Genomic DNA, 13,573 nt, shown 5'->3' on the forward strand with positions numbered 1-13,573 from the left:
AACAAATAATTAGCTGCTCTCAATTTTCTGTGAGTAGAATAAAGCGTGATCAATAGCACAGTTTTTGAATGTACTGACTAAGTGGATGTCTACACTTAGTACAGAGACGCGCGGGAAAGATCTCGTCTATTTATTATGCAATGCAGAGGTTTGTACATTATGCACAACTCTAAATTACAGCTTAAAGAACTTGCGGAGTTGCCTACCAGCGCCGATAGCCACTATGAAGATGAACCCTCAGAACTGATACTGGATAAAATGCTCGACGCTGAGCCGCAGCCAGAGATGATCGAAGGGATGCCGCCTTCCGACGCATTAACACCTGCTGATCGCTATATGGAACTGTTTGAGCACGTTCAGTCTTCGCGAATTTTCGCAGACAGCAAAACATTCCCTGACTGTTCACCCAAGATGGACCCACTGGATATTTTGCTTCTCTATCGTCGGACACGAAAAAAGGACGATTTTGACCTGCATGCGTTTGTTGAGAAATATTTCTGGCTGCCGGAGTCCCGTGGTGGGGAATATGTTTCCAATCCTGGGGATACGCTCAAAGAACATATCGACAATCTTTGGCCGGTGCTAACGCGTGAGCCTGAGAGCCATATTCCCTGGTCATCATTACTCCCCTTGCCCCAAGCCTATATCGTGCCTGGTGGCCGTTTCGGGGAAACGTATTACTGGGATTCTTACTTCACCATGTTGGGGTTAGCTGAAAGTGGCCGCAACGATCTGCTACGCACAATGGCGGATAATTTTGCGTGGATGATCGAAACCTACGGGCATATCCCCAATGGTAACCGCACCTATTATCTCAGCCGCTCGCAACCGCCGGTATTTGCCTTGATGGTGGAGCTGTTTGAAGAGGATGGCATACGCGGTGCCCGGCGTTACCTTGAGCATTTGCTGAAAGAATATGAATTTTGGATGGATGGCGCGGAATCGCTGGCACCGAATCAAGCCTACCGTCATGTGGTAAAAATGCCAGATGGTGTGCTGCTTAACCGCTATTGGGACGACAGGGACACGCCACGCGATGAGTCCTGGCGCGAAGATGTGGAGACCGCAAAACTCTCCAGCCGCCCGGTCAATGAAGTTTATCGCGATCTGCGAGCTGGGGCAGCCTCGGGATGGGATTATTCATCGCGCTGGTTACGTGATGCGGATCGTCTTGCCAGTATCCGCACCACCCAGTTTATCCCGATAGATCTCAACGCTTTTCTCTACAAACTGGAGAGCGCCATCGCCAATATTTCTGTGCTGAAAGGTGATAGAGAAACGGAGGCGCTCTTCCGTCAGAAGGCCGACGATCGCCGCACAGCCGTTAACCAGTATATGTGGGATGAAGAAGAAGGGTGCTTCCGCGACTATGACTGGCATCGCCAGCAGATGGCGCTGTTCTCTGCTGCCAGCGTTGTTCCGTTGTATGTCGGGCTTGCCACCCACGCCCAAGCTGACAAGCTGGCTGACGCCGTGCGCTCACGCTTGCTCACTCAAGGTGGCATTCTGGCAACAGAATATGAAACCGACGAGCAATGGGATAAGCCCAACGGCTGGGCGCCGCTGCAATGGATGGCAATTCAAGGCTTTAAACTGTATGGCAATGACGCACTTGGCGATGAGATTGCGCGGAGTTGGCTAAGAACGGTGAATGACTTTTACCAACAGCATCATAAGCTGATTGAGAAATACCATATTAGCGGGGATGTGCCACGTGCAGGTGGTGGCGGGGAATATCCATTGCAAGATGGTTTCGGCTGGACTAATGGCGTGGCCCGTAGGTTGATTGGTCTTTATGGCGAGAAGTACGAATAAGCGGGAACAATAATCCGTCGTCGTAAAACCAGAAAGTCACTGCGTAACACTTAAGAGCTAACAGTTCAGCGCTGTTGGCTCTTTTTATTGCATAAAAGCGCGAACGCAATCGATTAATTCAATAAAGGAACATATGATACAAACACCTCAAACCGGAGATCTAACAACATCTTAAATGATAGTTATTAGAAACAAATTTGGATCAAAGTCACATTTCCTAATATTCATTCTTTATATCTCGAAACGAAATGGTATTTTATACCTAAATAACGGATTGTTACTGTATATACAGGCAAAACCAGAGATTGTGCATTTAGTGTTTGCAATGCTAAATGCACAATCTCTGGTTTTTTTGTTTTCTATTTTCAGGGATGGAATCAATGAACATGATCAAAAATTCAAATAATAACGTGATAATGGTTATTGATAGTAATAACAACAATCAATAACACACTTGAACGCCATAAAAATAAAAGCTTCAACAGGTATGAAGAGATCATCAGTACCCATGATGCCTGCCTGAAATAACGATTATTACCCGTAGAGGCTGATGGGGATTTAAATGTGGGCCTCATTTTTATAAATACGGGTGTTAGGGATGACATTATTTTCCCCAGATTCAGGATCGACGGAGAGTTGGCGGTCTCTTATCACCTGGCGGAATAAAGAGTTAATGGACAGGGTAGAGCTTACTCTACTTATTACAATGCAAGGGACATGAAAATGAATAAAAAAATGGCGCACTTTTCGTTATCTTTGATAGCACTCTTACCCGGCCTTACCTTTGCCGATACCTCCCGGTTACAGGATTATGTTCCTGTGGAAGATCGTCTGGCGAAACTCGAAGCCGATAATGATAAACACAAGGATTTTAATTTCGCTGGGTATTTTCGCGGCGGTTGGGAAGCCGCTTCCAGCGGGACGACCAACGCCACCGTCACCGTCGGCAAAGGGATCAGCGCGTCAGGCATGAGCTATGAGCGGCCCAACTGGGCACAAGGCGCGCTGGGTCGCTACGGTAACGAATTCTACGGTTGGTACGATCTAATCTTCTCGCAGCGTTTTTACAATAAAGACGGCGTGTCGATGAAAGCGGTGGTGCTGCTTGACGGCTCTATTGATATGAACAGCAGCAACAATAACTTCGCTAAATCCGACGGTAACGATATCTCCTTCGGCAAAATGTACCTTGAAACCAAAGGGTTGGTGCCTAACCATCCGGAAACTATTTTCTGGGTAGGCCGCAACCAATTGCCGGCGAAAGAGATCCTGATGTTTGACTGGAAATATGCTTACACCGCAGAAGGCGGCGGCGCAGGGATCCAGAATCTGAAAATAGGCCCTGGTGCGTTAGATTTGGCGGTCGGACGCAATGACTATAAAGTCTACAAAACCAATCTGTCAGGTAGCACCAATGTGTCCAGTAATACACTACAGATGCGTTATAACAACATCAAACTGGCACCAGACCTGACACTGGGCTTCCACGGTGATTACACCATGGCAAACCCATCGCAGTCTCAAAAAGATCGCGCCGCCGCAGGAGAGTTTTTCGATCTGAAAGATTCTTTCCTGGCGGGGACTGCGCTGAAAAAGACTGAAGCAGATAATAGCTTTAATGAGCTGGTCTTTCAGGTGGCTAATAATGGTATGGCTACCAACATGACCCGCATTCATGGTGCCAATCCCTATCTCGGCCACAGCGATAACTATTTTGGAGAACAGAGCGGTGGCACTCTCTACCGAGCAATTACGCAAGGTGAAAATTTTATTGGCGATCACTTCGGGGTTGTTCACGCCATTGCATTCGGAAAAGCCAGTGACATTGTTGACCCGGAAACCTTTGCACCACATTCTGATATAACTTATTTCCGTTCAGCGATCCGTCCGGCCTATATCTGGAAGAATTTTAATCAGACGGGTGTGGAGTTGGGGTATTTTAAGCAGAATAGTAAACAATATGGTCAAACACTGACTGAGTCTGGTTATAAAACTACTTTTTTCCATTCAATTCGTTTTGAAAAAAGTAGCTTTGGTTTGCTACCTGAAATCAGATTCTACGCGACCTATCTGAAAGCGATCGATAATCAACTCGATAATGTAGTATTTGCTGACAACAAGGATGATCAATGGAAATTCGGTATTTCAGCGAATGTGGTGTTTTTCTAACACCATGAAATTATTCAGGACGAAAGCAAGGAGAAGTATATGAAACGAAGTTTATTATCTGCAATGATCGGTATTTCCTGTCTGGCGTCGACTGCGGTTGGAACGCTGGCGTATGCGGCTCAGGAAAAGCCTAATATTGTTTATATCATCGTTGACGACCAGCGTTATGACGCGATGGGATTTGTAAACAGTGATGCAGTAACGCCGAATATGGACGCCATAGCGAAAGAGGGCACCTATTTTAAAAATGCCTTTGTCACGACGTCACTGTGCGGACCAAGCCGCGCCAGCATCTTGACAGGAATGTACGCTCACAACCACGGTATGGTGGATAACAATAAAAACGACAATGTATACAGTCTGGACTTCTTCCCCCAGCGTCTTAAGCAGGCGGGATATCAGACCGCCTTCTTTGGTAAATGGCACTTTGGCGGTGTGGAAAAAGAAGCCAAGCCAGGGTTCGCTGGGTTTGATAAATGGGTCGGTTTTATCGGTTCCAACGCTCAGGGCAACTACTACCCGATCAACGAGTTTGGTGGCGCGTCTGAGCTGAATGTGGACGGCAAAGTCGTGAAGCAAAAAGGCTATATTACCGATGAGTTGACCGACTATGCCGTGGACTGGCTGGATCACCGTGATAAGTCCAAGCCTTTTATGCTCTATTTAGGCCATAAAGGTGTGCATGCCGACTTCCTGCCTGCACCACGTCACATCGGCAAGCTGAAAGGTAAAGTGTTCAAAAAGCCGGACTCCTGGGTGAACAATGCGGAGAACTACGCCGGGAAACCCCGTTGGGTGAAAGATCAGCGTAATAGCTGGCACGGCATCGATTTCCCGTATATGGAAAACCTGGACTACAACGAATGGTTGCAGAGCTACTATGAAACGCTGATGTCCGTCGATGACAGTATCGGTCGCGTACGTCAGTATCTGAAAGAGCACAACCTGGATAAAAATACCATCATCATGGTGATGGGCGACAACGGCTTTATGTTCGGCGAGCATGGTCTGATCGATAAACGTAATGCATACGAAGAGTCGATCCGCGTACCCTTAATTGCCAGTGGTCCGGGCTTCGATGCCGGTCGCGTGGTGAACGATGTGGTCGCCAACATTGATATCGCGCCGACCATTCTTGAAGCGGCTGGACTACAAAAGCCGAAAGAGTATGACGGTTCCAGCTTCCTCTCCCTCGGGACGGGTAAAGAGCCTGCTGAGGCGAGAAGTAAGACTTTCGTCTACGAATATTTTTGGGAATATAACTTCCCGTACACGCCGACTACCTTCGCGATCCGTGGCGAACGCTATAAATACATCAACTACTATGGCGTGTGGGATACCGAAGAGCTGTACGATCTGCAAGAAGATCCGAAAGAGATGCATAACCTGATTAATTCCGACGATCCGGTGATTGTGAAAATTAAGCAGAATCTACGTCAGGAGTTGTTTGCCAAACTCGGCGATCACAAAGGCAAGAACATTATTCCTTATAACGCCAAATTGTCTGAAGGGGTTGTTCAGCGTTATGACGATAATGGTAAGGGCGTGAAATCTGCCGACTTCCCGCAGAACTGGATGCGTCCCTATGGCCCGAAAGACAAGTATGTCGGGTTCCTGCCGGACACCCCGGGGAAAGCGGAGCAAGTGCAAAAAATGAGTGAAATGATGGGTAAAACCCAGGACTTCATCAAAGAAAACTACATGAAAGAAAAGAACTAAACGAAGCCAGAAAGCGGAGGAGGAGCGAACAATGCTCCTCCTTTTTCTGTTTTTACAGGAAAGAGAAAATGCACCTTAGCCGCATACTATTTGCACTGATCCTATCGCTGTTTGCTGGCGTTGCCCTCGCCGACAATATTGACCAACTGACGCAGTCGCTGGCGCAGAAAATGGGGGTGCCGGAGAAATATCGCCAAACCTCTCTCGTGCGGGTGATCCCCTTCGCGCAGTATCCGGAATCGAAATTGGTCTTCAATCGTTATAACGGTATCACCTTCGATGACCAGGGTAGTTCGCTGCCGTTTGCCATGTTCCTGTCACTCGCCTCTGCCGAGACGCTGGAGAAATTCTACGATAAGCAACTACCAGGCTTCCATAAGATCCGCCATGGCGATTCAACACTCTGGTTTGCCGGCGAGGTGAAAACCGTTGTTAACTTTCCGGTGGATCACATTGATAAAGTCTGGGTAGCGTTGGAACCCTTTGTCGTGGATGGGGTGAAAGTGATGCTGGTAAAAATGAATTACCGATTGGCGCAAAAATAAGTCGAGTTTTTACATGGGCGGGCATCGCCCCCGCCGCAACAAGGCAGCGGGGAGGGAAATTTAATGTGGGTGTCGGGCAAAATTTTTCATTTCGCGCTTGATGCGGGCTGGCGTAGTTCTTTGCTGTAGCCGTCTCAGGATATGCTGCATTCTGGGCACCACGTGATGCAGGTGGATCGCAAAACCATCACAGAGATAATTTTTGGTTGGCTTCCCGTCGCTCGACAATTCAAAGCGGTGCTTAGGGCAGCCGCCATTACAGACGTATTTTACCGGGCAGGTCAGGCATTCCTTGCTGATATGGTTGGCTTTACGCTCGCCAAACTCGATATTTTGCGGCGAATTTACCATTTCAGTGATTTTGTGCTCGTTGATATTTCCAAGCTTATTTTCCGGATAGACAAAATGGTCGCAGGAATAGACATCACCATTGGATTCAATAATTAAATTGCCACCACAGGTTTCGTTAATAATACAGGCACTTTGTGCGCCATTTATTTTGGCTAGAGTTTGCTCAAAATTCATCACAAAGGTTTGGCTGAGATCGTTGGCCGACCATTCATCGAATATCGTATTAAGGAATTTCCCCCAGGCAGGAGCCGGAACCGACCAGGCTTCCACCGCACACTGACCGGAGAAATCTGGTTTAATCAGCGTCAGTCCATTCTCATCCGGATGGGCAGCGCGGCGTTCAACTAAAGGGATGAATTGCATATAGCGACTGCCGATCCTTTTTAAAAACCGGTAGACATCTAAAGGTCGCTTAACATTTTCCGCATTCACGACCGTTAGGGTATTAAATTCGACCTGATGACGTTTCAGAATATCAATGCCATTTATGACGCTGTCGAAGGTGCTCTTTCCTGAGCGGGTTAGACGGTGGGCATCATTGCTGATACGATCGCCGTCGATGGATATTCCCACCAGGAAATTATGCTCTTTAAGAAATATTGCCCAGTCGTCATTAATATTCATGCCATTGGTTTGAAAGAAGTTATTGATGGTTTTCTTGCCCCGATACAGCGCCTGTAATCGGACGGCTTCCCGATAAAAATCAACCCCTAACATCGTGGGTTCACCACCTTGCCATAGGAAGTCAACGACATCGGCATGTTGTGCTGCAATATTTTTCTTGATGTAATTTTCCAACGTCAGATTATCCATTCTCCAGTTTTTCTTTCTTTCCGGATACAGATGCTCTTTCTCAAGATAAAAACAGTAGGAACAGTCGATGTTGCACACCGAACCTGAAGGTTTGGCCATCAGTTGAAAGTTATTAATTTTCATTTTCCGCTCTCATCATACATATTTAAAAAAAAACCTGGCATCAGTTGACGTGTAACACATCAACTGATGCCAGGTTTCGCCCTTAAATGGTAACGATCTCCTTCAAATATACCTTAGGATGAAAAAAATAAAAGGATAGATGTCGCATAATGACATCATAATATCCTTAGCATAAACACGCTCAGTGGTCGTGCTAAGTTCGTAGGTTCGGCTCCTATTATCGGCACCATGAAATACTTTAAAATAAAAAACCAATCAGCATTATTTAATAATAATCCGAGATGAAAATCAGTCTGTTTTTGAATGAAAGGTAACTCTAAAGATAAGAAAAAGAGTATAAAAAAACTGGCGTGTGACGGCCAGTTTTTCAGAATGACAACGGTGCGCGGTGATTTTCCGACACGACTACTGCGTGATTAACGCATGGTAACAAACTCTTCCGCACCGGTAGGGTGAATGGCCACGGTGTTGTCGAAGTCTTGCTTGGTGGCACCCATTTTGACCGCCACTGCGAAGCCTTGTAGCATTTCATCCATGCCATAACCAATACCGTGAATACCTACGATCTTCTCTTCTTTACCGGCACAAACCAGCTTCATGCGACACGGTTGGCGGTGTTGGGTCACGGCGGTGTACATGGCAGTGAACTGAGATTTGTAGACTTTCACGTTGTCTGCGCCGTACTGCTCGATGGCCTGCGGTTCGGTTAGGCCCACGGTGCCGATTGGCGGGTGGCTGAATACCACGGTGGCGATGTTGCTGTAATCCAGATGCTCATTCGGCTTGTTGTTAAACAGGCGCTCGGACAGGCGACGGCCAGCAGCAACGGCGACCGGCGTCAGTTCAACCGCGCCGGTGTTGTCGCCCACCGCATAGATGCCTTTCACGCTGGTGTTCTGGAATTTATCGACAATGATGTAGCCTTTATCATTGGTTTTCACGCCAGTGGCTTTCAGGTTGAAGTTGTCGGTTTCTGGTTCGCGGCCAATGGCCCATACCAAACTGTCGACTTCAAAGGTTTTGCCATTTTCCAGTTTCAGCGTCAGGCTGCCGTCGGCATTTTTGACCACTTCTTGCGGAATGGATTCTGTATGCAGTGCCGGGCCTTCCGTGTTGATCACTTCAAGCAGGGTTTCGACGATCAGCGGATCGAAGGTACGCAGTGGCGCGTGTTTACGCACAAACAGATGCGTTTCTGCGCCCAGCGCGTTCATGACACCGGCAATTTCTACGGCGATATAGCCTGCGCCAACCACGGCAACGCGTTTTGGCATTTCAGTCAGATCAAAGAAACCGTCAGAGTCGATGCCATATTCCGCACCTGGGATATTCGGGTGGATCGGGCGGCCGCCGGTGGCGATCAGGATATGATCGGCAGTGATCGTCTCACCATTAACTTCTACAGTATGATCGTCAACAAAGCGGGCAAAACCACGGATCACATCGACATTATTCTTGCCCAGCACGTTGTCGTAGGAGGTGTGAATACGGTCGATGTAAGCGGTGCGATTGGCCACCAGGGTTTTCCAGTTGAAGCTGTTGACGGTAGTATCAAAACCGTAATCAGGACCGTAGTTGCGGATAGCTTCAGCAATTTGCGCCGCATGCCACATCACCTTTTTCGGGACACAACCCACGTTAACGCACGTGCCGCCCAGCTCTTTCGCTTCGATCAGCGCACATTTTTGCCCATGCATGGCGGCACGGTTGATTGATGCGATACCGCCGCTGCCGCCGCCAATTGCCAGATAGTCATAATGTTTAGTCATGGGTTTATCCATAGGTTGTGAAAAAGTTACAAACGCCACATCGGTGCCGCTGATCTTAAAAAATTGAGTGTGAGTTTAACGCGGGAATCAAGTTTGTCGCAAAGTTTGGATCAATGATTGCGATAGGTGTGATAGCCAAAGCCTATCCCCGTCATCCTTCCAACTGTCTCTGCGTTGACTGCCTTCACTCACCCCGGTCACTTACTTGAGTAAGCTCCCGGGGATTCATTCAGTTGTCGCCTTGATGTAACTCGAATGATTTAGGGGATTTTTAATGAGGGGGATTTACTCAGGCACCACCCATTTCACCAACTGATGGCCAGTACCCGATGGCACCAACGTTTCCAGCAGCCACGGTAATACCGCTTTCATCTGCTGTTCCAGCTTCCATGGCGGGTTAATGACGATCATGCCCGAGGCGGTCATGCCACGCTGGTCGCTGTCCGGACGAACGCCCAGCTCGATTTGTAGAATACGGCGAATACCGGTGGCTTCCAGATCACGCAGCATCTTTTTGATCTGCTGGCGCATGACGACCGGGTACCACAGGGCATAGGTGCCGGTGGCGAAGCGTTTGTAGCCTTCCTGAATCCCTTGCACCACGTCCTGATAATCGGTTTTCAGCTCATACGACGGGTCCATCAGAATTAAACCACGACGGGAGAGTGGCGGCAGTTGAGCTTTCAACTGCTGATAACCGTCTTCACGCAAGACTCGGGCGCGATCGTCTTTAAGAAACTCACTGCGCAGCAGCGGGAAATCGCTCGAGTGAAGCTCAGTCATGTGCAGTTTGTCATGTTCACGCAGCAACTGGCGGGCGATGAGCGGTGAGCCAGGATAATAACGCAGGTTTTCATTGCGATTAAAATGCCTGATAACCGTCATATAAGGTGCCAATTCCGCCGGTTGATCTTCACGCTGCCAGATGCGCGCGATGCCTTCCATATATTCGCCAGTACGTTCGGCGTGTTCACCACTCAGAAGGTAACGACCCGCACCCGCGTGGGTGTCGAGATACAGGAAAGGTTTGTCTTTTTCCTTCAGAGATTCAATGATCAGGCTCTGAACGGTGTGTTTCAGGACGTCGGCGTGATTGCCAGCGTGAAAACTGTGGCGGTAACTCAGCATGGATTTACGTTTCCGAATAATGAATGTAGACAGTAAAATCAGTGGGTTACCGGATTTTTATACTGTACTGGGAATAGGATGCAGGCGTTGGCTCAAAACGGCCCGCCTTTAATGCGCCTCAGTATAAACCGTCTGCTGGCCACTGCCTAACCCGATCCCCATTGAATTCCCTGTGGCTTGACCTCATGTTAGAAGTTGCGTCATATAGAATATCACTCGAATTCACGGTGTGTTGCGCGAAGAGCCGATGCCAGCGCCACGCGCACCATGCACACAACAACAGGACCTTCCTATGACTACAGCTTCAACTAACCCGCTTCTGCAACCTTTTACGTTACCGCCGTTTTCTGCTATCCGTCCTGAACATATCGTTCCTGCCATGCAATCGGCGATTGACGAGTGCCGCCAGGTCGTGGAAAAAGTGGTTGCTCAGGGCGCGCCTTATAGCTGGGAGAGCCTGTGCCAGCCGCTGGCTGAAAGTGATGATCGCCTGAGCCGTATCTGGTCTCCGATTGGTCATCTTAATGCGGTGAAAAACAGCCCTGAACTGCGTGAAGCCTATGAGCAGTGCCTGCCGATTATTTCCGAATTCAGTACCTGGACTGGGCAGCATGCGGGTTTGTATCAGGCCTATCGTGAACTGAAAGAGGGCGCAAACTTTGCCAAACTGACGCTGGCGCAGAAGAAAGCGGTGGATAACGCGCTGCGTGACTTTGAGTTGTCAGGGATCGGTTTGCCTGCGGAGCAACAAAAACGTTACGGCGAGATCTCCGCCCGACTGTCTGAACTGGGTTCGACTTACAGTAACAATGTGCTGGACGCCACCATGGGCTGGAGCAAACTCATCACCGACGTGAATGAGTTAAAAGGCTTGCCGGAAAGCGCCCTGGCCGCCGCTAAAGCGCTGGCAGAATCGAAAGAGCAGGATGGTTGGCTGTTAACGCTGGATATTCCAAGCTATCTGCCGGTGATGACTTACGGTGAAAACCGCGAACTGCGCGAAGAGATGTACCGTGCTTTCGTGACCCGCGCATCCGATCAGGGCCCGAATGCCGGTAAATGGGATAACAGCGAGGTGATGGCCGAAGAGCTGGCACTGCGCCATGAACTGGCTGCACTGCTGGGCTTTGCCTCTTTCGCCGATATGTCTCTGGCCACTAAAATGGCCGAGAATCCATCGCAGGTTATTGATTTTCTGAACGATCTCGCCAAACGTGCGCGTCCTCAGGCTGAGCAGGAGCTAGCCCAGCTACGCGCCTTCGCCAAAGAACACGTTGGTGTTGATGAAATGGAAGCCTGGGATCTGCCTTTCTACGGTGAAAAGCAGAAACAGCATCTGTTCTCGATTAATGACGAGCAACTACGTCCGTACTTCCCGGAACAGCGCGTGCTCGAGGGGTTGTTTGAAGTGGTGAAGCGCATTTACGGCATCACCGCCAAAGAACGCACTGATGTCGATACCTGGCATGAAGAGGTCCGTTACTTCGATCTGTTTGATGACAGTAATGAACTGCGCGGCAGCTTCTACCTCGATTTGTACGCCCGTGAGCACAAACGCGGTGGTGCCTGGATGAACGACTGCGCAGGTAGCCTGCGTAAAGCCAGTGGCGAGGTGCAAAAACCGGTCGCCTACCTGACCTGTAACTTTAACCGCCCGGTCGGCACCGGTCCTGCGCTGTTTACGCATAATGAAGTGACCACGCTGTTCCACGAATTCGGTCACGGTCTGCACCATATGTTGACCAAAATCGACACCGCGGGTGTTGCCGGTATCAGCGGCGTGCCGTGGGATGCGGTCGAACTGCCGAGCCAGTTTATGGAAAACTGGTGCTGGGAACCGCAAGCGCTGGCGTTTATTTCGGGCCACTTTGAAACCGGCGAAACGCTGCCAAAAGATATGCTGGATAAAATGCTGGCCGCGAAAAACTATCAGGCGGCACTGTTTATTCTCCGTCAACTGGAGTTCGGCCTGTTCGACTTCCGTATGCACGCCGAGTATGACCCGGCCACCGGTGCGCAAATTTTGCAGACGCTGGCTGAGATCAAAAAACAAGTTGCCGTGGTGCCATCACCGAGCTGGGGTCGCTTTCCTCATGCTTTCAGCCACATTTTTGCTGGGGGTTACGCTGCCGGTTATTACAGCTATCTGTGGGCGGAAGTGCTCTCTGCCGATGCCTATTCGCGCTTCGAAGACGAAGGTATTTTCAACCGTCAAACCGGCCAGTCTTTCCTCGACAATATTCTGTCGCGTGGCGGTTCGGAAGAGCCGATGGAGCTGTTTAAACGCTTCCGTGGCCGCGAACCTCAACTGGATGCTATGCTGCGTCATTACGGCATTAAAGAGAGCGGCGCGAAAGAGCCTGTCTGAGGAAACGTCACCCAGTGAGTATCTGTTTAATTTGTGAAGAAGGCGCCGATGCAGGCGCCTTATCTATTCTGGCTGAACGCTGGGGCCTGACGTCAGATGACGGTGCCGTGATGGCGCTGGTGCTGACGTCACAACGCCTTGAACTCCATAAGCGAGATGAGCCAAAACTGGGCGCAATTTATGTCGATTTTGTCGGCGGCACCATGGCGCACCGGCGTAAATTCGGCGGCGGCCGCGGTGAGGCGGTCGCGAAAGCGGTCGGCATCAAAGGCGGTTACCGACCTCATGTGGTTGATGCCACAGCAGGATTAGGGCGCGATGCTTTCGTGCTGGCATCACTCGGATGTCATGTGCGGATGCTGGAGCGTAATCCGGTGGTGGCTGCACTGCTTGACGATGGTCTGGAGCGCGGTTACCGCGATGCGGAAATTGGCCCATGGCTGCGTGAGCGCATGACGCTATTGCATGCTTCCAGCTTGACGGCTCTGGCGGATTTGACGCCAAAACCTGAGGTGGTCTATCTTGACCCGATGTATCCACACAAGCAGAAAAGCGCGCTGGTGAAGAAAGAGATGCGGGTTTTTCAGGGGTTAGTTGGCCCAGATAATGATGCTGATGGTTTACTGGAACCGGCACGTCGCCTGGCCACCAAGCGTATTGTGGTCAAACGACCTGACTACGCTCCGCCGATGGCGGGTCTGCCCGCACAGGCCGCGTTAACAACCAAAAGTCACCGCTTTGACATTTATACGCCGTTATAAAAACGTTATAAA

The 13,573-nt window shown here is 49.5% G+C and carries 9 protein-coding genes; 6 read left to right on the plus strand and 3 right to left on the minus strand.

Annotated features, from left to right (window positions below):
- Positions 1-159 precede the first annotated feature (159 nt).
- The 4 genes from IEV89_RS13960 (at position 160) to IEV89_RS13975 (ending at position 6,248) form a co-directional block, all read left to right on the plus strand.
- Positions 160-1,815: an alpha,alpha-trehalase gene (locus tag IEV89_RS13960; protein ID WP_188474136.1), complete on the plus strand. Its 1,656-nt coding sequence runs from the start codon at positions 160-162 to the stop codon at positions 1,813-1,815.
- Between the two features lie 723 nt (positions 1,816-2,538).
- Positions 2,539-3,984 carry a carbohydrate porin gene (locus IEV89_RS13965; protein ID WP_188474137.1) on the plus strand — a complete coding sequence of 482 codons (1,446 nt, stop codon included), beginning with the start codon at positions 2,539-2,541 and terminating at the stop codon, positions 3,982-3,984.
- Positions 3,985-4,023: 39 nt separating this feature from the next.
- Positions 4,024-5,703: a sulfatase family protein gene (locus IEV89_RS13970; protein ID WP_188474138.1), complete on the plus strand. Its 1,680-nt coding sequence runs from the start codon at positions 4,024-4,026 to the stop codon at positions 5,701-5,703.
- 68 nt (positions 5,704-5,771) lie between these two features.
- On the plus strand, positions 5,772-6,248 hold the full coding sequence (locus IEV89_RS13975; RefSeq protein WP_188474139.1) for a hypothetical protein: 477 nt from the start codon (positions 5,772-5,774) through the stop codon (positions 6,246-6,248).
- A 60-nt stretch (positions 6,249-6,308) separates the two neighbouring features.
- On the opposite strand, the gene IEV89_RS13980 is transcribed toward IEV89_RS13975, so the two are convergent.
- From IEV89_RS13980 to IEV89_RS13990, 3 genes are all read right to left on the minus strand, one after another.
- Positions 6,309-7,535, minus strand: a complete 1,227-nt coding sequence (locus tag IEV89_RS13980; protein ID WP_188474140.1) for an anaerobic sulfatase maturase — start codon at positions 7,533-7,535, stop codon at positions 6,309-6,311.
- A gap of 416 nt (positions 7,536-7,951) precedes the next feature.
- The gene (gene gorA / locus IEV89_RS13985) at positions 7,952-9,304 is read right to left on the minus strand and encodes a glutathione-disulfide reductase (protein WP_188474141.1); all 1,353 of its coding nucleotides are present in this window, start codon (positions 9,302-9,304) and stop codon (positions 7,952-7,954) included.
- A gap of 285 nt (positions 9,305-9,589) precedes the next feature.
- Positions 9,590-10,432 carry a 23S rRNA (adenine(2030)-N(6))-methyltransferase RlmJ gene (locus IEV89_RS13990; protein ID WP_188474142.1) on the minus strand — a complete coding sequence of 281 codons (843 nt, stop codon included), beginning with the start codon at positions 10,430-10,432 and terminating at the stop codon, positions 9,590-9,592.
- A 292-nt stretch (positions 10,433-10,724) separates the two neighbouring features.
- Here IEV89_RS13990 and prlC point away from each other — a divergent pair, with 292 nt between their 5' ends.
- A complete protein-coding gene (prlC, locus tag IEV89_RS13995; protein WP_188474143.1) occupies positions 10,725-12,800 on the plus strand; it encodes an oligopeptidase A in 2,076 nt (691 codons plus the stop codon).
- A gap of 14 nt (positions 12,801-12,814) precedes the next feature.
- A complete protein-coding gene (gene rsmJ / locus IEV89_RS14000) occupies positions 12,815-13,561 on the plus strand; it encodes a 16S rRNA (guanine(1516)-N(2))-methyltransferase RsmJ (RefSeq protein ID WP_188474144.1) in 747 nt (248 codons plus the stop codon).
- The last annotated feature ends 12 nt before the right edge of the window (positions 13,562-13,573 follow it).

This window comes from Hafnia psychrotolerans (assembly GCF_014639435.1).
Taxonomy (GTDB): domain Bacteria; phylum Pseudomonadota; class Gammaproteobacteria; order Enterobacterales; family Enterobacteriaceae; genus Ewingella; species Ewingella psychrotolerans.